This window comes from Exiguobacterium sp. Helios (genome assembly GCF_014524545.1).
Taxonomy (GTDB): Bacteria; Bacillota; Bacilli; order Exiguobacteriales; family Exiguobacteriaceae; genus Exiguobacterium_A.
This window is the reverse complement of sequence record NZ_CP053557.1, coordinates 374,495-392,500: the sequence shown is the minus strand read 5'-3', so window position 1 is coordinate 392,500 and position 18,006 is coordinate 374,495. Positions and strand designations below refer to the sequence as shown.

General features: G+C 47.2%; 34 protein-coding genes (1 of these 34 running past the window's edge). 1 reads left to right on the top strand and 33 read right to left on the bottom strand.

The genetic code is table 11. The features are described 5' to 3' along the window. Positions 1-356, bottom strand: partial view of a P-loop NTPase gene (locus HNY42_RS02140; RefSeq protein ID WP_131504442.1) — the beginning only. The gene continues 676 nt to the left of window position 1, outside the view; 356 of the gene's 1,032 nt are visible here — the first part of the coding sequence; its start codon is at positions 354-356; the stop codon falls past the left edge of the window. A gap of 181 nt (positions 357-537) precedes the next feature. Continuing rightward, positions 538-1,170 (bottom strand): M15 family metallopeptidase, encoded by a 633-nt coding sequence (locus HNY42_RS02135; protein WP_131504441.1) that lies wholly within the window; start codon positions 1,168-1,170, stop codon positions 538-540. Positions 1,171-1,268: 98 nt separating this feature from the next. Here HNY42_RS02135 and HNY42_RS02130 point away from each other — a divergent pair, with 98 nt between their 5' ends. Continuing rightward, positions 1,269-1,559 (top strand): hypothetical protein, encoded by a 291-nt coding sequence (locus HNY42_RS02130; protein ID WP_131973664.1) that lies wholly within the window; start codon positions 1,269-1,271, stop codon positions 1,557-1,559. Between the two features lie 89 nt (positions 1,560-1,648). Here the strand turns inward: HNY42_RS02130 and rpsI are convergent, their stop codons facing one another. The 31 genes from rpsI to rpsS all read right to left on the bottom strand — a co-directional run bounded on the left by rpsI (position 1,649) and on the right by rpsS (position 17,996). Continuing rightward, the gene (rpsI, locus tag HNY42_RS02125) at positions 1,649-2,041 is read right to left on the bottom strand and encodes a 30S ribosomal protein S9 (RefSeq protein WP_012369042.1); all 393 of its coding nucleotides are present in this window, start codon (positions 2,039-2,041) and stop codon (positions 1,649-1,651) included. A 28-nt stretch (positions 2,042-2,069) separates the two neighbouring features. Continuing rightward, on the bottom strand, positions 2,070-2,507 hold the full coding sequence (rplM, locus tag HNY42_RS02120) for a 50S ribosomal protein L13 (protein ID WP_012369041.1): 438 nt from the start codon (positions 2,505-2,507) through the stop codon (positions 2,070-2,072). A 155-nt stretch (positions 2,508-2,662) separates the two neighbouring features. Further along, positions 2,663-3,412, bottom strand: coding sequence for a tRNA pseudouridine(38-40) synthase TruA (gene truA, locus HNY42_RS02115; RefSeq protein WP_188004985.1), 750 nt, complete (start codon positions 3,410-3,412; stop codon positions 2,663-2,665). Beyond that, positions 3,412-4,203, bottom strand: a complete 792-nt coding sequence (locus HNY42_RS02110; RefSeq protein ID WP_131504438.1) for an energy-coupling factor transporter transmembrane component T family protein — start codon at positions 4,201-4,203, stop codon at positions 3,412-3,414. The genes truA and HNY42_RS02110 overlap by 1 nt, the downstream gene beginning before the upstream one ends. Next, positions 4,200-5,057, bottom strand: coding sequence for an energy-coupling factor transporter ATPase (locus HNY42_RS02105; RefSeq protein WP_188004984.1), 858 nt, complete (start codon positions 5,055-5,057; stop codon positions 4,200-4,202). Before HNY42_RS02105 ends, HNY42_RS02110 begins: the two co-directional genes overlap by 4 nt. After that, the gene (locus HNY42_RS02100; protein ID WP_026826922.1) at positions 5,045-5,875 is read right to left on the bottom strand and encodes an energy-coupling factor ABC transporter ATP-binding protein; all 831 of its coding nucleotides are present in this window, start codon (positions 5,873-5,875) and stop codon (positions 5,045-5,047) included. Before HNY42_RS02100 ends, HNY42_RS02105 begins: the two co-directional genes overlap by 13 nt. Positions 5,876-5,970: 95 nt before the next feature. Beyond that, complete coding sequence (rplQ, locus tag HNY42_RS02095) at positions 5,971-6,342, bottom strand: 50S ribosomal protein L17 (RefSeq protein WP_012369036.1); 372 nt, start codon at positions 6,340-6,342, stop codon at positions 5,971-5,973. Between the two features lie 33 nt (positions 6,343-6,375). Beyond that, positions 6,376-7,320, bottom strand: coding sequence for a DNA-directed RNA polymerase subunit alpha (locus tag HNY42_RS02090; RefSeq protein ID WP_012369035.1), 945 nt, complete (start codon positions 7,318-7,320; stop codon positions 6,376-6,378). A 137-nt stretch (positions 7,321-7,457) separates the two neighbouring features. Continuing rightward, positions 7,458-7,853: a 30S ribosomal protein S11 gene (gene rpsK, locus HNY42_RS02085; RefSeq protein WP_012369034.1), complete on the bottom strand. Its 396-nt coding sequence runs from the start codon at positions 7,851-7,853 to the stop codon at positions 7,458-7,460. A 16-nt stretch (positions 7,854-7,869) separates the two neighbouring features. Continuing rightward, on the bottom strand, positions 7,870-8,235 hold the full coding sequence (gene rpsM / locus HNY42_RS02080) for a 30S ribosomal protein S13 (RefSeq protein ID WP_012369033.1): 366 nt from the start codon (positions 8,233-8,235) through the stop codon (positions 7,870-7,872). Positions 8,236-8,254: 19 nt separating this feature from the next. Further along, positions 8,255-8,368 (bottom strand): 50S ribosomal protein L36, encoded by a 114-nt coding sequence (gene rpmJ / locus HNY42_RS02075; RefSeq protein ID WP_003156543.1) that lies wholly within the window; start codon positions 8,366-8,368, stop codon positions 8,255-8,257. Positions 8,369-8,401: 33 nt separating this feature from the next. Next, positions 8,402-8,620, bottom strand: coding sequence for a translation initiation factor IF-1 (gene infA / locus HNY42_RS02070; RefSeq protein ID WP_012369032.1), 219 nt, complete (start codon positions 8,618-8,620; stop codon positions 8,402-8,404). Between the two features lie 150 nt (positions 8,621-8,770). Continuing rightward, on the bottom strand, positions 8,771-9,523 hold the full coding sequence (gene map / locus HNY42_RS02065) for a type I methionyl aminopeptidase (RefSeq protein ID WP_114597367.1): 753 nt from the start codon (positions 9,521-9,523) through the stop codon (positions 8,771-8,773). After that, positions 9,523-10,170 (bottom strand): adenylate kinase, encoded by a 648-nt coding sequence (locus HNY42_RS02060; protein WP_026826920.1) that lies wholly within the window; start codon positions 10,168-10,170, stop codon positions 9,523-9,525. The genes map and HNY42_RS02060 overlap by 1 nt, the downstream gene beginning before the upstream one ends. Positions 10,171-10,242: 72 nt before the next feature. Continuing rightward, positions 10,243-11,532: a preprotein translocase subunit SecY gene (secY, locus tag HNY42_RS02055; RefSeq protein ID WP_012369029.1), complete on the bottom strand. Its 1,290-nt coding sequence runs from the start codon at positions 11,530-11,532 to the stop codon at positions 10,243-10,245. Continuing rightward, the gene (gene rplO / locus HNY42_RS02050) at positions 11,532-11,972 is read right to left on the bottom strand and encodes a 50S ribosomal protein L15 (RefSeq protein ID WP_012369028.1); all 441 of its coding nucleotides are present in this window, start codon (positions 11,970-11,972) and stop codon (positions 11,532-11,534) included. The genes secY and rplO overlap by 1 nt, the downstream gene beginning before the upstream one ends. 36 nt (positions 11,973-12,008) lie before the next feature. Continuing rightward, positions 12,009-12,194: a 50S ribosomal protein L30 gene (gene rpmD, locus HNY42_RS02045; protein WP_012369027.1), complete on the bottom strand. Its 186-nt coding sequence runs from the start codon at positions 12,192-12,194 to the stop codon at positions 12,009-12,011. Positions 12,195-12,212: 18 nt separating this feature from the next. Beyond that, entirely contained in the window at positions 12,213-12,713 is a 501-nt protein-coding gene (gene rpsE / locus HNY42_RS02040; protein ID WP_012369026.1) for a 30S ribosomal protein S5, read from the bottom strand. 22 nt (positions 12,714-12,735) lie between these two features. After that, positions 12,736-13,086 carry a 50S ribosomal protein L18 gene (gene rplR / locus HNY42_RS02035; RefSeq protein WP_012369025.1) on the bottom strand — a complete coding sequence of 117 codons (351 nt, stop codon included), beginning with the start codon at positions 13,084-13,086 and terminating at the stop codon, positions 12,736-12,738. A 37-nt stretch (positions 13,087-13,123) separates the two neighbouring features. Then, entirely contained in the window at positions 13,124-13,660 is a 537-nt protein-coding gene (rplF, locus tag HNY42_RS02030; RefSeq protein ID WP_026826919.1) for a 50S ribosomal protein L6, read from the bottom strand. 31 nt (positions 13,661-13,691) lie between these two features. Then, positions 13,692-14,090, bottom strand: a complete 399-nt coding sequence (gene rpsH / locus HNY42_RS02025) for a 30S ribosomal protein S8 (protein WP_012369023.1) — start codon at positions 14,088-14,090, stop codon at positions 13,692-13,694. Between the two features lie 31 nt (positions 14,091-14,121). Next, a complete protein-coding gene (rpsN, locus tag HNY42_RS02020; protein WP_012369022.1) occupies positions 14,122-14,391 on the bottom strand; it encodes a 30S ribosomal protein S14 in 270 nt (89 codons plus the stop codon). A 14-nt stretch (positions 14,392-14,405) separates the two neighbouring features. Then, entirely contained in the window at positions 14,406-14,945 is a 540-nt protein-coding gene (gene rplE / locus HNY42_RS02015; protein WP_012369021.1) for a 50S ribosomal protein L5, read from the bottom strand. Between the two features lie 31 nt (positions 14,946-14,976). Further along, complete coding sequence (gene rplX / locus HNY42_RS02010) at positions 14,977-15,288, bottom strand: 50S ribosomal protein L24 (RefSeq protein ID WP_014969156.1); 312 nt, start codon at positions 15,286-15,288, stop codon at positions 14,977-14,979. A gap of 34 nt (positions 15,289-15,322) precedes the next feature. Then, a complete protein-coding gene (gene rplN, locus HNY42_RS02005) occupies positions 15,323-15,691 on the bottom strand; it encodes a 50S ribosomal protein L14 (RefSeq protein ID WP_012369019.1) in 369 nt (122 codons plus the stop codon). Positions 15,692-15,739: 48 nt separating this feature from the next. Further along, on the bottom strand, positions 15,740-16,003 hold the full coding sequence (rpsQ, locus tag HNY42_RS02000; protein ID WP_026826917.1) for a 30S ribosomal protein S17: 264 nt from the start codon (positions 16,001-16,003) through the stop codon (positions 15,740-15,742). A 31-nt stretch (positions 16,004-16,034) separates the two neighbouring features. Next, positions 16,035-16,238, bottom strand: a complete 204-nt coding sequence (gene rpmC / locus HNY42_RS01995; protein WP_012369017.1) for a 50S ribosomal protein L29 — start codon at positions 16,236-16,238, stop codon at positions 16,035-16,037. Further along, positions 16,225-16,662, bottom strand: a complete 438-nt coding sequence (rplP, locus tag HNY42_RS01990) for a 50S ribosomal protein L16 (RefSeq protein WP_012369016.1) — start codon at positions 16,660-16,662, stop codon at positions 16,225-16,227. Before rplP ends, rpmC begins: the two co-directional genes overlap by 14 nt. Positions 16,663-16,695: 33 nt before the next feature. Beyond that, positions 16,696-17,352, bottom strand: a complete 657-nt coding sequence (gene rpsC, locus HNY42_RS01985; RefSeq protein WP_012369015.1) for a 30S ribosomal protein S3 — start codon at positions 17,350-17,352, stop codon at positions 16,696-16,698. A gap of 12 nt (positions 17,353-17,364) precedes the next feature. Continuing rightward, complete coding sequence (rplV, locus tag HNY42_RS01980) at positions 17,365-17,697, bottom strand: 50S ribosomal protein L22 (protein WP_012369014.1); 333 nt, start codon at positions 17,695-17,697, stop codon at positions 17,365-17,367. Between the two features lie 20 nt (positions 17,698-17,717). After that, complete coding sequence (rpsS, locus tag HNY42_RS01975; protein ID WP_012369013.1) at positions 17,718-17,996, bottom strand: 30S ribosomal protein S19; 279 nt, start codon at positions 17,994-17,996, stop codon at positions 17,718-17,720. Positions 17,997-18,006: the final 10 nt, after the last annotated feature.

Below are 18,006 nucleotides of genomic sequence, written 5' to 3'. Positions count from 1 at the left end.
TTGACGGAAACCGTCGATTTTCCGACGCCGCCTTTACCGGAAGCAATCGCGATGAATGTCGTGCCCGACTCCGGTTTAAGAATCGATGGTGTCGTCGCAGCCTGGATCCCGTGGTCACCGAGCGCCTCGAAACGTAAGCCGACCGTCTTGAATCCTTTTTCTTTCAACTCTTTGACGATCTGTTGCTGTAAGGCAAGCTGTTCGCCGGATCCTGCCTGCGCCAGTGCGATTTTGAGACTGACATAGTCTCCTTTGATTCGGACATCACGAATCCCGTTCGTATCTGTAAGCGAGCGTTCAATCGTCGGATCGATCAATTGCCCGACCACCTCGCGAATTTCTTGTTCATTCAACATAGTGCCTTCCCCCTGAGAACGTTCGATTTAATCCATTTCAGTATAACAAAAATAAGATAGCGCTTGCACATTTCGACTCGGAAAGCATGACATTTCCTTGAAGACTCGTAAGGAAGCTACCCGAAAGATGAAAAAAAGAGATCCTCCTCTTCACAACTGCAAAAAGGGAACCTCTACACGGTTAAAACATCCGATTCCATGTTGCGGGTCCGACGACACCATCGACCGCTAATCCTTGACGTGCTTGATAGGCACGTACTTTATCGACGGTCTCCGCATCAAAACGTTTCGTGACAGTTGCCTTGACTGCCCGCTGAATCCGTTCGATGTCCCGACTGTTCATATTGACCGCTCCTTTATAGAGCGGTTGTCCCGGATAAGGTACTAAGACATCCGTTGTCGTTTTGTTCAGCTCAAAGTGCGGGTAGTCTTTAAATCCACTCCAGTCTCCGCCCCAGGAGAAACCTTGCCGCTTCATCGCCTGGACGATTTGCTGAAAGTTGGCATCGGTATTAAAGATGGCTTCCGTCCCGTCCATGGAGTATTGAAACAGATCAACGGCAATCCCCCGGTTATGATTCGATTGTCCCCCACGGGCGTTCGTCACAATCGCGCCCGGAGTTGTCCGTCCTTGTGCATACAACTTCTCCTGCTCGGCGTAGGACCGGAATCCTTGCGCCACCCCGACATAAATGCCTTTGACATGAAGTTCACGGATGACTTGTCGTGTCTTTCGGGCAACTTCCGGTGAAAGTCCCGGAACATTCAGTTTCTGGTTGGCCCGTTCTATTAACCAACTGACTGATACAGTCATCGTTCACCACACTCCTTTGTAGACTGTTCCCGAAAACGGATTGCAGTATACTTGACGAAGGCTTGTTTCACTCATTATTCGGAAAAAGGAGTTTTTTGATGAAAAAAAATTTCGTCTTCGCGGGCGGCTTGACCGTTCTCTTACATATCGGTTATGCGATCTACTTTTATACAGTGCATGAAGCGAACGCGACTTATCAGCCCACCCTTCCTAAAAATAGCACCGTGCTAAGTCAGGATACGTCCTTCGTCGGGAAAGTCGGTTCACAAACAGAGTCCGATCCCAGCTCTTTTTTTCAGGACCTGTTCTTGTGGAGCATCCCGCTGACCTTCATTAGTTTGATGGTACTTCTATTCTTCATTCAAAACATACAACGTCGTACATCTTGAACAATAGACCGCTTTTTGACCATTTCCGGTCGAGAAGCGGTTTTTTAACAAAAAAAATCTCCCACCCGTAAGGATGAGAGATAAAACGATTAACGTTTTGAGAACTGAGGTGCACGACGTGCTGCTTTAAGACCGTATTTTTTACGTTCTTTCATACGAGCATCGCGTGTGAGGAAACCTTTAGCTTTAAGTGTGCCACGGAAGTCTGGATCCGCTTGAAGAAGAGCACGTGAGATACCGTGACGGATTGCGCCTGCTTGACCAGTGAAGCCGCCGCCTTTAACCGTTACCATGATATCGTATTTGCCTTCTGTTTCTGTGAGTACAAGTGGTTCTTTTGCAGTCATGATTAAAGTTTCATAACCGAAGTATTCGCTGATATCGCGCCCGTTAACTGTGACTTTACCGTCTCCAGCAACGAGGAAAACGCGAGCTGCCGCGTGTTTACGGCGACCAGTGCCGTAGTAACGTACATCTGCCATCGTGTAGTTCCTCCTAAATTCGTATTAATTAACCGCGAAGTTCGTAAACTTCTGGTTGTTGTGCTTCTTGCTTATGAGTATCTCCAGCATAAACGTGGAGTTTGTTGAACATTTGACGACCGAGGCTACCTTTTGGAAGCATCCCTTTGATCGCGAGTTCAAGCATACGCTCAGGTTTGTTAGCGAGTAAGTCGCGTGCGACAGTCTGCTTCAAGCCGCCTGGATGACCAGAGTGACGGTAGTAGACCTTTTTGTCGAGTTTGTTACCAGTTAAAACGATTTTCTCAACGTTGATGAGGATAACGTGATCCCCACAGTCAACGTGTGGTGTGAACGTAGGTTTGTGCTTACCGCGGAGAAGTGAAGCCACTTCGCTCGAAAGACGACCGAGTGTTTTGCCTTCTGCGTCGATAAGGAGCCATTTGCGTTCTACATCAGTAGCTTTCGCCATGAAAGTTGTGCGCATGTAAAATACCTCCTAAGGAATTTAAAAATTTCTTTTTTGATTTTTCATTTATTCACTGTTTGAATCTATCAGAATCTTAGGTGTACGGGGCTAAGATTGTGGTTTCATAATAAATGAAATGCCAATAAACATTGTATGTTTTTTAGCGGCTAATGTCAAATGCCTTTTTTAGACTCTGGGTAGAAAACTTCCCAAAGGTATAACCCGTGCGGTGGTGCCGTCACACCAGCGACGTTTCGATCCTTCGCTTCGAGCATTCGTTTGATGTCTTCCGGAGTAAATCGACCGTGTCCGACATCAAGCAACGTGCCGACCATGATCCGAATCTGATTGTAGAGAAAACCGCTTCCCTGAAAACGGAAAATCAACTCTGCTCCTTGTTCAATCAGTTCCGCTTCATAAATCGTCCGAACACGATTGTCCGTCTCTGTCTTCGCGACACAGAACGAACTGAAGTCATGAGTCCCGACTAAATGCGCTAATCCCAGACGAATTTGCGCAACATCGAGTGAATACGGAATCAAGACGGATTGATGACGTCGAAACGCATCTTCCGTCTGGCGCACGAAGTACCGATACTCTTTCCCTACTACATCATACCTTGCTTCGAAGTCAGAAGCGACCTCTTTACAGTCACGAACGCGAATATCGTCCGGTAATAACGTATTTAGGGCCTTCACCATGCTTGCGGGGGCAATCGCCAGCTCCGTATCAAAATGAATGACCTGCCCCTGCGCGTGTACACGCGCATCCGTTCGTCCGGAACCGATCACCTTGACCGGGTGCTTATGCATCCGCCCAAGCGTCTTCTCGAGGACTTCCTGAATCGTCAGACCGTTCGGTTGTACCTGATACCCGGAATAGTCCGTCCCGTCATACTGAATCGTACATTTAAAGCGTCGCATCAAAAGCCTCCCCGTAAATAGACCAGAAGCAGTCCGAGGACGATCAGAAGGACGATCAGTCCCGTATCGCGACCTGTCCATTTGGACTCACGGAGTCTCGTCCGTCCTTCGCCGCCCCGGTATCCCCGGGCTTCCATTGCCGTCGCAAGATCTTCTGCCCGTTTAAACGCCGAGATGAAGAGTGGAATCAGCAAAGGAATGATGGCCCGCAGGCGTTCTTTGATCGGACCCGCCGATAAATCGACACCGCGTGCCTGCTGTGCCTTCATGATCTTTTCAGTCTCTTCTGCCAATGTCGGCAGGAAACGAAGTGAAATGGACAACATCAAGGCAATCTCGTGCGTCGGGACACGGACGACTTTAAACGGTTTGAGTAACAACTCAATCGCATCCGTCAGTTCGATCGGTGACGTCGTCAACGTGACGAGTGTCGTAATCGATACCAAATAAAAGAACCGGAGCGATACGATGATGGCAAGGCGCAATCCTTCTTCATAAATCTTGAACCAGCCAAATTCAAACAAAATGGCCCCTTCACGCGTAAACAACAGCTGAATGATAAACGTAAAGACGATTAAGAATAAGATCGGTCGCAGCCCCTTTAAGACGTAACGAATCGGTAATTTACTACTCGCTAACGCAAAAAACGTAAACAGCAGTAAAAAAATATTCGTTGCCGCATTATTGGCTAAAAAGACAAGGGGAATGAAACAAAAGGCAAAAATGATTTTCGCGACGGCCGACGAACGATGTAAATACGACGTCCCTGGTATATGTTGTCCTACGATCATCGTCCGTCCCCCCGTACACGTAAAATCCATTCAATCAATTCCGCTTCCGTCTGAAGCGACGGGCGCAGCTGTTTCAATTGATCGGCCATCTTCCAGGCAAACGCCAGAACATGGGGTAAATCGAGATGGAATTGACGCAGTAACGTTTCTTGACGGAATAGACCCATTGGTTCTCCATCATATGCGACTTGTCCCTCTTCCATGACGACGACCCGGTTCGTATACTCAAGCACCTGGTCCATATCATGCGTAATCAACAACAAGGTCATCCCGGATTGTGCATGCAACTCAGCAAAGAGAGACAGCATCTGCTTTCGTCCTTGCGGATCAAGTCCCGCTGTTGGTTCATCGACGATCAACACGTCTGGTTGACTAGCGAGTACGCCCGCAATCGCAACACGCCTCATTTGCCCACCAGACAGGTCAAACGGAGAACGTGACCAGAAGACTTCATCGAGTCCGACGGTACGTAAGGCATCTTTCGCTAACCGTTCTGCCTCTGCCGGTGCATGACCAAAGTTCATTGGACCAAACATGACATCCTTCAGGACGGTTTCTTCGAACAATTGATATTCCGGATATTGAAAGACAAGACCCACCCGTTTACGGAGCGCTTTTAAATCTTGTTTTCGTTTTGGTTCGATGACGATGTCATCGACCTGTACCTTACCGGCAGTTGGTTTCAACAAGCCGTTGATATGTTGGACGAGCGTGGATTTCCCAGAACCGGTATGCCCCACAAACGCAACAAGCGCCCCTGACGGAATCTCAAGATTCACATCACGCAGCGCGACTCGTTCAAACGGACTATTGAGTTGGTACGTATAGTTCAATTCCTGGATTAAGATTGGCATAAGCGGTTCACCAAGTCTCTTTCATCTAGTATCGTGTCCTCATAAGTAAGACCACGTGCCGAAAGTTGCTCCTGCACCCGGACGACAAATGGAACATCTAGTCCAATCTGCTCAAGAAACGCGGATTGTGCAAACACCTCTTGCGGTGTGCCTTCTAAAACGATTTGCCCCGCATCCATGACAATGACACGACTGGCCCGTAAGACTTCATCGAGTTCATGTGTAATGGCAACAACGGCCATCGGGTGTTGCTCATATAATTCCTGGACGGTCGACATAACCTCAGTTCGTGCAATCGGATCAAGCATCGATGTCGCTTCATCGAGCACGAGAACATCAGGGCGCATCGCAAGCGCCGAGGCGATTGCGACACGCTGCTTCTGTCCGCCGGATAGTTGATGGGGTTCCCGATCAACAAAATCCGTAAGGCCAACGCGCGCTAGACTGTCGTCGATACGACGAACCATTTCCTCGCGTGGCACACCCCAGTTTTCAAGGGCAAATGCCACGTCGTCGCGCACGGTCGTGCCGACGAATTGATTATCCGGATTCTGAAAGACGATACCGATTGCGCGGCGCATCTCCCACAGTTGCTCCGGTACTGCACTCGAGAATGTCTCGTTGACAGTGACCGTTCCTTCTTCAGGAAGCAACAATCCGTTAAACAGCTTCGTCAGCGTTGATTTTCCAGAGCCGTTGTGTCCAACGATCGCGACCCATTCCTGCGAATGAATCGAAAGAGAGACATTCCGTAAGGCTGGTTGTTCTTGTTCCGGGTAACGGTATGTCACCTGTTCCAACTCAATCAGCTTTGTCATGTCTGCTCCTCCTTCATCAAATCAAAATAATTTCATTTGTAACAAAAGGGCAGAAGCGAGTTACGCACTGCCCTTTTATTCGAATCATTTAAAAATTAAACGAGTTCGATGATGACCATTTCTGCGCCGTCACCACGACGTGGTCCCATTTTCATGATGCGTGTGTAACCACCTTGACGCTCAGCAAAACGTGGAGCAACATCAGCAAACAATTTTTGGATTGCATCTTGTGTTTTACCAGCTTCGTTTTGACCAGCAGCTTCGCGACGAACGAACGATGCAACTTGACGACGAGCGTGGAGATCACCGCGTTTACCTAAAGTGATGAGTTTCTCAACGACTGGACGAAGTTCCTTCGCTTTTTGTTCTGTAGTTTGGATACGCTCATTGATGATGAGATCAGTCGCAAGGTCACGCAAAAGTGCCTTACGTTGTGAGCTTGTACGGCCTAATTTCGAGTATGCCATGGATGGATTCCCTCCTTCGTGCAATTAATAGTTTTAGTCTTCTTTACGTAGGCCCAGTCCGAGTTCATCGAGTTTCGCTTGAACTTCTTCGAGTGATTTACGTCCGAGGTTACGAACTTTCATCATCTCGTCTTCGCTCTTGTTCGCGAGTTCTTGAACCGTATTGATGCCGGCACGTTTCAAACAGTTGTACGAACGAACTGAAAGATCGAGTTCTTCGATCGTCATTTCAAGTACTTTTTCTTTCTGATCCTCTTCCTTTTCGACCATGATTTCGGCATGGAGCGCTTCGTCCGTAAGACCAACAAAGATGTTTAAGTGTTCTGTCATGATTTTTGCACCGAGTGACACTGCTTCTTCAGGGCGGATTGAACCGTCCGTCCAAACATCAAGCGTCAACTTATCGAAGCTCGCATCTTGACCAACACGTGTTTTTTCAACTTGATAGTTTACACGTTGAATTGGCGTGTAAATCGAATCAATTGGAATGACGCCGATTGGCATATCGTCCCGTTTGTTATCTTCAGCCTGAACGTAACCACGGCCACGACGAGCTGTCAGACGCATATGAAGTGATGCACCTTCTGCAAGTGTTGCGATGTGGAGTTCCGGGTTGAGGATTTCGACGTCGCTGTCATGCGTAATGTTCGCAGCAGTAACAACGCCGGCGCCTTGAATATCGATCTCAAGTGTTTTCTCTTCTTCCGAGTAAACTTTGAGGGCGAGTTTTTTAAGGTTCAAGATGATTTGGGTAACGTCTTCTACAACGCCATCAATCGTCGAGAACTCATGAAGAACGCCATCGATTTGGACTGCAGTGACTGCAGCACCCGGAAGTGAAGATAATAGGATACGACGCAATGAGTTACCAAGCGTTGTACCGAATCCACGTTCAAGCGGTTCTACCACGAATTTACCAAACGTAGCGTTATCGCTTAATTCGACCGTTTCAATCTTCGGCTTTTCGATTTCGATCATCTGAACCCCTCCTTGAATATCGTCATGTTGGCCATCGCGTTCAATCGCCAACCGTCTTGTGTACGTTTCTACTGCCTTGCTTGGTCAAACGATCAACGAAAGTCTACTCGAATTCCCGCTTTGCAGTACAAGACGGGTTACACGCGACGACGTTTTGGAGGGCGGCAACCGTTGTGTGGAACTGGAGTTACGTCACGGATCGCTGTTACTTCAAGACCGATTGCTTGGAGCGCACGGATTGCAGCTTCACGACCTGCACCAGGACCTTTAACGTTAACTTCTACAGTACGCATACCGTTATCCATTGCTGTTTTCGCAGCAGTTTCAGAAGCGAGTTGCGCAGCAAATGGAGTTGATTTACGTGAGCCTTTGAAGCCCATGTTACCTGCAGTTGCCCAAGAGATTGCATTCCCTTGCATGTCAGTGATCGTAACGATTGTGTTGTTGAATGTTGAACGGATATGCACGATACCAGATTCAATATTCTTTTTGACTTTACGTTTACTACGAACATTCTGTTTACGTTTTGCCATCTTAGTTTACCCTCCCTTACTTCTTCTTGTTCGCTACTGTACGGCGTGGGCCTTTACGAGTACGCGAGTTGTTTTTAGTGTTTTGACCACGAACTGGAAGACCACGACGGTGACGAACACCACGGTAGCAACCGATTTCGATCAAACGTTTGATGTTGAGTGAGATTTCACGACGAAGGTCACCCTCAACTTTTACTTTATCTAATCCATCACGGAGTTGGTTGAGTTGTTCTTCAGTCAATTCACGAGTACGAGTATCTTCAGAGATACCAGCTTCTTTCAAGACTTTCTGAGCAGTCGTTTTACCAACACCATAGATGTAAGTGAGTGAGATAACGATGCGTTTCTCACGTGGAATATCTACACCAGCAATACGTGCCATGTGTGCACCTCCTTGTTTATTACCCTTGTTTTTGTTTATGCTTAGGGTTTTCGCAAATAACCATTACTTTGCCTTTACGGCGGATAACTTTACATTTTTCACAGATCGGTTTAACCGAAGGTCTTACTTTCATTGTGAATACCTCCTCCTGAAAAAATCGGAGTTTTTATTTGAAACGGTATGTGATCCGTCCGCGAGTCAAGTCGTATGGTGACAACTCAACCGTTACTTTATCTCCTGGTAGGATCCGAATGAAGTGCATCCGAATTTTTCCTGAGACGTGCGCGAGGACCGTGTGGCCGTTTTCTAACTCCACCTTAAACATCGCGTTTGGAAGCGGTTCGATAACCGTACCTTCCACTTCGATTACATCTTGTTTCGCCATCAATTATACCCCTTTCTCTATAAAGTTGATTGGGAGCCCAGACGATTTGTAGCGCTTAGGGGCTTTCTACAGTAGCCGTGAGAGAATCATCGGTCACAAACACGAGTGGATAGCGGCTTATAGAAAGGTGACACCAATAACGCGCACAGCTCACTCTGCATCGACCGTTAAGATCTCGTAGCCTTCGTCTGTGATGGCGATGGTGTGCTCAAAGTGGGCGCACATGCTACCGTCCACTGTCACTACCGTCCAATTGTCGGATAGCGTGCGAACATAGCGTTTTCCAACATTGACCATTGGCTCAATCGCCAAAGTCATGCCGGTTTTCAGGCGCGGCCCTTTCCCCGGTGGTCCATAATGTGGAATTTGCGGATCTTCATGCAAATTTTGTCCCACGCCGTGGCCCACATATTCGCGGACTACAGAAAAATTCGCTGCTTCAACATGTGACTGAATCGCATGCGAAATATCTGTCAGGTGCACGCCAGCTTTGGCGCGCTCCAATCCTTTATACAGAGATTCTTCAGTTACGTCAAGTAACCGCTTCGTCTCTTCAGAGATTGTACCTACCGGATATGTCCAGGCTGAATCTCCGTGATATCCGTTATACTCCGCCCCGATATCAATCGAGATGATGTCTCCATCGTGGAGTACGCGGTCACCCGGAATACCATGGACAAGTTCTTCATTTACTGAAGCACAGATGCTGCCAGTAAACCCATTATAACCTTTAAACGATGGTGTTGCCCCTTGACTTCGAATATAACGTTCAGCAATCGCATCGAGTTGCCCCGTTGTGATCCCTGGACGAATATGAGCTTGCAGCTCCTTATGCGTCCGGGCGACGATTTGTCCTGCCTGACGCATGATGTCGATTTCACGCGGCGCTTTCGTAATGATCATTACTGATCACCAAGAAGTGCTTGAACATCGGAATAAACTTCATTAATCGGACGATCACCGTCCAAATTACGAAGATACCCTTTTTCAGCGTAAAAGTCAATCAAAGGTTGCGCTTGAGCGACGTTGACTTCAAGACGACGGCGAACCGTTTCTTCTTGATCATCTTCACGTTGAACAAGTGCTGATCCGTCGATATCACAGACACCCTCCACTTTTGGCGGGTTATAGATGACATGATATGTTGCTCCACATGTCGGGCAAATCCGGCGGCCTGTCAAACGAGGGACAAGTTTCTCCGGGTTCACACCGATGTGAACGACGTGATCAATTTGTTTATTTAGATCCGCAAGCAATACTTCAAGAGCATCCGCTTGTTTCACTGTGCGTGGGAAACCGTCAAGAAGAAAACCATTTGCACAGTCTTCTTTGGCGAGACGTTCACGTACGATGCCGATTGTGACTTCATCCGGAACGAGTTCCCCCTTATCCATGTACGATTTCGCTTCCTGCCCGAGCGGTGTTTGATCTTTGATCGCCGCGCGGAACATGTCGCCTGTCGAGATGTGTGGAATGGCGTAGTCTTCGATAATTTTCGCAGCCTGCGTCCCTTTTCCAGCACCCGGCAAGCCCATCAATACAAGATTCATGTCGGTAGCCTCCACTTCTATAGACTCTATAGACACAACAGAAAGGAAAGGGATGGTCCCCTTCCTCCCGCCTTATCGGATAAAGCCTTTGTAGTGTCGTTTAACCAGTTGACTTTCAATCTGTTTCATCGTCTCAAGACCTACACCGATGACAATCAACAAACTTGTTCCACCAATCTGCACCGAGTTCGGTAAACCAGCGAACTTAATAAAGAACGTTGGCGTCACCGCGATGACAGCGAGGAAGAGTGAGCCGAAGAATGTCAGACGGTACAGGATCTTCGTGATGTACTGTTCCGTTTGCTTACCAGGACGAATACCAGGAATGTATCCGCCTTGTTTTTGAAGGTTCTCTGCCATTTGTTCCGGATTAACCTGAACAAATGTATAGAAGTAAGAAAACGCGATAATCAGTGCCACATAGATCGACATACCGATTGGACTCGTATAGTCGAAAATGTCACGGATTTTCGTCGCATTTTCCGGACTTGCAAAGAAACTTGCAACCGTTGGTGGCGTCACCATGAACGATACAGCGAAGATAACTGGGATAACACCAGCAGCATTCAGTTTAATCGGCAAGTGTGTCGATTGACCGCCTACTGGTGCACGGTTCACCGTACGCTTAGCGTACTGAATCGGAATCTTACGGGCAGCTTGCTGCACATAGATGACTCCGACGATGACCGCGATGATGATTAAAAGCAACAGTACGATATAAAGCACATTGACAAACAAAGCATCCCCTGCATTTTGGAGCTTTGTTTCATAGATCTGACGGAACGCGTTCGGGAAGCCTGCGACAATCCCAGCGAAGATGATCATTGATATCCCGTTACCAATGCCCTTCTCCGTGATGAGTTCACCGAGGAACATCAAGAATGCGGTACCCGCCGTCAAAACAAGTGCAATCATAACGTACGTCCAGGTGCCGTATTGCTCATCGACAAGACCTGGGTAGATACGGTTAAATCCAAGCGCGATTCCAAACGCTTGGACTAAGCCGAGTACGATCGTTCCATAGCGCGTTACCGTTGCTAACTTCTTACGGCCCGCCTCTCCTTGTTTTGCCCATTCGGCAAACTTTGGAACAACGTCCATCTGTAAGAGTTGGACAACGATCGAGGCCGTGATATACGGCATGATTCCCATCGCAAAGAGTGAGAAATTCTGCAAAGCATTCCCGCCGAAGGAATTCAAGAAACCAAGAATACCATTCTGGTCAATCTTGAATACTTCAGTGTTTACCATTGGGACCGGGATATGTGCTCCGATACGGAACACGATAATCAGAGCCAGGGTAAAGAGAATGCGCCGACGAATGTCGGCTACGCGCCACATATTGGAGATCGCTTGAAACATTAGATCACCTCAACCGTACCGCCGGCAGCTTCGATCGCTTGCTTCGCAGCTTCGGAGAACTTGTGAGCTTTTACTGTCAGTTTCTTTTCAATCTTACCGTTAGAAAGGATCTTCACGCCATCCTTCATACCTTTGACTGCGCGAGTCTCGATAAGAAGTTCTGGTGTTACTTCCGTTCCATCTTCAAAACGGTTAAGTGTGTCAAGGTTGATAACCGCGAACTCTTTACGAGTCGGGTTGTTGAAGCCGCGTTTTGGTAAACGACGGAAAAGTGGGTTTTGTCCACCTTCGAAACCTGGACGAACACCACCGCCTGAACGAGCTTTTTGACCTTTGTGACCACGGCCAGAAGTCTTACCGTTACCAGAAGACATACCGCGTCCTACACGGTTGCGTTCTGAACGTGAACCAGCAGCTGGTTTCAATTCATGGAGTTTCATAGTGGGGCACCTCCTCATAAAATTATATCAAACGTATTACTCTTGAATTTCTTTAACTGTCAATAAGTGTGACACGTGGTTAATCATCCCACGCATAGCAGCGTTGTCAGGTACGACAACAGTTTGGTGCATCTTACGGAGACCAAGCGTACGAGTAGTAACGCGTTGGTTCTCCGGACGACCGATCATGCTGCGTGTGAGGGTAACTGCGAGTTTCGCCATCTGTATTCCCTCCCTTTCTTAACCGCGAAGTTCTTCGACGGTTTTACCGCGGAGTTTCGCAACGTCTTCAGCACGTTTAAGTGAAGTGAGACCTTTAACAGTCGCACGAACCATGTTGATTGGAGTGCTTGATCCAAGTGATTTCGAAAGAATGTCGTTGATTCCCGCTAATTCGAGAACCGCACGAACTGGGCCACCAGCGATGACTCCAGTACCTTCAGAAGCAGGTTTCAAGAAGACGTGACCTGCACCGAAAATTCCGTTGATTTCGTGTGGAATTGTAGTGTTAACGATTGGAACGTTAACCATGTTTTTCTTTGCATCTTCGATTGCTTTACGGATCGCTTCAGGCACTTCCTGAGCTTTACCCGTACCGAAACCTACGTGACCATTCTTGTCACCTACGACGACGAGTGCAGCAAAACGGAAGCGACGGCCACCTTTTACTACTTTCGCGACGCGGTTTACAGTAACAACGCGTTCTTCGAGTTGATCCATGTTAATTTCTAACTGGCGCATGTAGAGGTTCCCTCCTTTTCTTTTAGAATTTGAGACCAGCTTCACGAGCTGCTTCAGCTACTGCTTTGATACGTCCATGATAGAGATATCCTCCACGGTCGAAAACGACTGTTTCAATACCTTTTTCAAGAGCGCGTTCAGCTGCAAGCTTACCAACTGCTGATGCAGCGTCAGTCGTGTTGCCTTTTTCAAGGTCGAGTGATGATGCAGATGCGAGTGTTGCATGTGTTGCATCGTCAATGACTTGTACGTAAATGTTCTTGTTCGAACGGAATACATTCAAGCGTGGACGAGCTGCAGTCCCGATGATTGTACGACGTACACGACCATGACGCTTTTTACGCGTAGCATTTTTGTTTGCCTTTGAGATCATTTATGCCACTCCTTTCCGGTCAATTCGTATCAACGAATTACTTACCTGTTTTACCTTCTTTACGACGAACGACTTCATCACTGTAACGAATCCCTTTACCTTTGTACGGCTCAGGCTGACGGTACGAACGGATCAATGCAGCAACGTGTCCAACACGCTCTTTGTTGATTCCGCGGACGATGATTTGCGTATTCGTAGGAACTTCGACTTCAATGCCTTGTTCCGGAGTGTACTCGATTGGGTGTGAATAACCGAGGTTGAGTACGATTTTGTTACCTTGTTTTTGAGCACGGTAACCAACACCTTGGATATCGAGTGTCTTAGCGAAACCGTTGTTTACACCTTCGACCATGTTCGCGATAAGCGCACGAGTCGTTCCGTGGATTGTACGGTTAGCTTTCTCGTCGTTTGGACGAGTGACAGTCAATTCATTACCTTCTACGTTGATAGCCATAGTCGGGTTGAACTCACGTGTGAGTTCACCTTTAGGACCTTTTACCGTAACTGTGCTGTTTTCAACTGTTACTGTAACGCCTGCTGGGATAACGACCGGCTTTTTACCAATACGTGACATTTAAGACACCTCCGTTCTTTTTATGCGTGAATTACCAGATGTATGCGATCACTTCGCCGCCGACTTTTTGTTGGCGAGCTTCTTTGTCTGTCATAACACCTTTAGATGTTGAAACGATAGCGATTCCGAGACCACCGAGTACTTTCGGGATTTCATCAGCTTTCGCGTAAACGCGAAGACCTGGTTTCGAGATACGTTTGAGTCCAGTGATGACGCGTTCGTTGCTTGCGCCGTACTTAAGGAATACGCGGAGCGTACCTTGTTTGCTGTCCTCGAGATATTCAACATCGCGGATGAAACCTTCACGTTTGAGGATTTCAGCGACTTCACGTTTGATTGTAGAAGCTGGCATTTCCAACTTCTCATGGCGAACCATGTTTGCATTACGAATGCGTGTAAGCATATCTGCAATCGGATCTGTCATAACCATGCGATGTACCTCCTTTCACAACTTTAATGAATTACCAGCTTGCTTTTTTAACACCAGGGATTTGACCTTTATGAGCAAGATCACGGAACTTAATACGGCTGATACCGAATTTACCAATGTAACCGTGTGGACGGCCAGTGATACTGCAACGGTTGTGTAAACGAACCGCTGAAGAGTTACGTGGGAGTTTGCTCAAGCCGATGTAGTCGCCTTGTGCTTTCAATTCTGCGCGTTGTTCAGCGTAGCGCTCTACGAGTGCTTGGCGTTTTACTTCACGTGCGATCATTGATTTCTTAGCCATGTGTGCGGCCTCCCTTATTTTTGGAATGGCATGCCGAGTGCTGTGAGAAGCTCACGTGACTCTTCATCCGTATTAGCAGTTGTAACGATAACGATGTCCATACCACGGACTTTAGATACGCGATCGTAGTCGATCTCTGGGAAGATCAATTGTTCCTTCACGCCTAGCGTGTAGTTACCACGGCCATCGAATGATTTCTTCGATACACCACGGAAGTCACGTACACGTGGAAGTGACACGTTGATCAACTTGTCGAGGAACTCATACATGCGCTCTCCACGAAGTGTTACCTTCGCGCCGATTGGCATACCTTCACGAAGTTTGAAACCAGCGATTGATTTCTTAGCTTTCGTGATGAGTGGCTTCTGACCAGTGAGGAGCTGAAGCTCTTCGACTGCCATGTCAAGTGCTTTCGTGTTCGTAACAGCGTCACCAACACCCATGTTGATTACGATCTTATCGACTTTCGGCGCTTGCATTACAGAAGTATAGTTGAATTTCTCCATCATTACTTTGACGATTTCGTCTTGGTATTTAGCTTTTAAACGGTTCATCAGAAAGTGGACCTCCTTTCTTTAAATCTTCTTATTTATCTAAAGCTTCGCCCGATTTTTTAGCGATACGTACTTTCTTGCCGTCAACCACAGTGAAACCAACGCGTGTTGGGTTTCCTGTCTTAGGGTCGATGAGCATAACGTTCGATACGTGAATCGGTGCTTCTTTCTCGACAATTCCGCCTTGCGGGTTGAGTTGAGAAGGTTTTGAGTGTTTTTTGATCATGTTAACGCCTTCGACGATAATGCGATCTTTTTTAGGCATAGCAGTAAGGACAACACCTTGTTTGCCTTTATCTTTACCAGTCATAACCTGAACTTTATCACCTTTTTTGACATGCATCGTTAGAGCACCTCCTTGTAGGAATTCTTTGGAATTAAAGTACTTCCGGTGCCAACGAGACGATCTTCATGAAGTCTTTTTCACGAAGTTCGCGTGCGACTGGTCCGAAGATACGTGTGCCACGTGGGCTTTTATCATCTTTGATGATGACTGCTGCATTTTCGTCAAAACGGATGTACGAACCGTCTTTACGACGAACGCCACGTTTAGTACGAACGACTACTGCGCGTACAACTTCACCTTTTTTGACAACGCCACCTGGTGTTGCTTGTTTAACTGTGCAAACAATTACGTCACCGATGTTAGCAGTTTTGCGACCAGATCCACCGAGGACTTTGATCGTCAAGACTTCACGAGCTCCTGAGTTGTCTGCTACTTTCAAGCGAGATTCTTGTTGAATCATACGATTGTACCTCCCTCCGGATGTTTATTCATCCGAACTAATTAGAGTTTAGATGATTACTGCTTTTTCGACGACTTCTACGAGACGGAAACGTTTGTCTTTAGAAAGTGGACGTGTTTCTTGAATGCGTACGACGTCACCGACTTTAGCTGTGTTGTTTTCATCATGCGTTTTGTACTTCTTAGAGTAGTTTACGCGTTTGCCGTAGAGCTTATGCTTTACTTTAGTCTCAACTGTAACTACGATCGTTTTATCCATTTTGTCAGATACGACGCGTCCAGTTAACACTTTGCGGTTGTTTGTGCGTTCCATTGAGTGTTCCTCCTCTCAGAATCCGAGTGAATTATGCGTTGTTGATGCCGAGTTCGCGTTCACGAAGAACGGTTTTCGCGCGTGCAATCGACTTGCGCACTTCACGGATACGAGCAGGGTTCTCAAGCTGACCAGTCGCAAGTTGGAAACGAAGGTTGAACAACTCTTCTTTCCACGAACCGACTTTACCGTTGAGCTCTTCTGTAGTTTGCTGACGGAGATCAGTTGCTTTCATTCGTATCACCACCATTTTCTTCACGTTTTACGAACTTACATTTTACTGGAAGTTTGTGTGATGCAAGACGGAGAGCTTCGCGTGCGATCTCTTCCGATACTCCTGCGATTTCGAACATTACTTTCCCCGGTTTGACGACTGCAACCCAGCCCTCCGGAGCACCTTTACCTGAACCCATTCGGACTTCAAGAGGTTTTTTAGTGTATGGTTTATGTGGGAAAATCTTGATCCACACTTTACCACCACGTTTCATATAACGAGTCATCGCGATACGCGCTGATTCGATTTGACGGCTAGTGATCCAGCTAGCTTCTTGAGCTTGGATACCGAATTCGCCGAAGTGTACTGTAGTACCACGTTTCGCTTTACCACGCATGTTGCCGCGGTGAACACGACGATATTTTACACGTTTTGGTAACAACATGTTGTGTTGCCTCCTTCCCTAGACGGATGTGGATTATTGTTCGTTAGATGCTGCTTTTTTCGTAGGAAGCACTTCACCGTGGTGGAGCCATACTTTTACGCCAATTTTACCGTAAGTTGTATCAGCTTCAGCAGTACCGTAATCGATGTCTGCACGGAGTGTATGAAGTGGAACTGTTCCTTCTGAATACTTCTCTGAACGAGCGATATCAGCGCCGCCAAGACGACCAGAAACTTCAGTCTTGATTCCTTTGATACCTGAACGCATCGAGCGTTGGATTGATTGCTTCATTGCACGACGGAACGATACACGGCCTTCAAGTTGGCGTGCGATGTTCTCAGCGACAAGTTTAGCAACTGCATCCGGGTTTTTCACTTCAACGACGTTAACGTGAACGCGTTTGCCTTTTGCAAGGTTAGTGATGTCTGTACGAAGTGTTTCGATTTCAGAACCGCCTTTACCGATAACCATACCCGGCTTAGCAGTGTGAAGTGAGATGTTCAAGCGGTTTGCTGCGCGCTCGATTTCAACTTTAGAGACACTAGCGTCTTTAAGACGTTTTTCGATATATTCACGAACTACGTAGTCTTCATGAAGGAGATCAGCATAGTCTTTATCTGCGAACCAACGTGATTCCCAGTCTTTGATGATACCTACGCGAAGACCAGTTGGGTTAATCTTCTGACCCACGGTAATCCCTCCTTATTTTTCAGATACCACGATGTGAACGTGGCTCGTACGTTTGTTGATGCGGCTTGCGCGACCCATTGCACGTGGGCGGAAACGTTTGAGCGTTGGACCTTCGTTGACGTAAGCCTCTGTTACTACGAGGTTTTCGATGTTCATGTCGAAGTTGTGCTCAGCGTTCGCGATTGCCGATTTCAATACTTTCTCAACGATTGGCGTTGCTGCCTTGTTCGTGTAAGCAAGAATCGAAAGTGCTTCACCGATTTGCTTCCCGCGGATTAAGTCTACTACTAGACGTGCCTTACGAGGAGCAATGCGAACCATATTAGCCGATGCTTTTGATTGCATAATGAGTACCTCCCCTCAGATTAACGTTTAGTCTTCTTATCGTTTCCAGCATGTCCTTTGTAAGAACGTGTTGGCGCGAATTCACCAAGTTTGTGACCGACCATATCTTCTGTCACGTAAACCGGTACGTGTTTACGACCATCGTAGACAGCGATCGTGTGACCGATGAACTCTGGGAAGATTGTAGAACGGCGTGACCAAGTTTTGATAACATGCTTGTCACCAGCTTCGTTGGCTTTATCAACCTTAGCGAGCAAATGGTGATCTGCAAATGGACCTTTTTTCAAGCTGCGACCCATAGTTGTACCT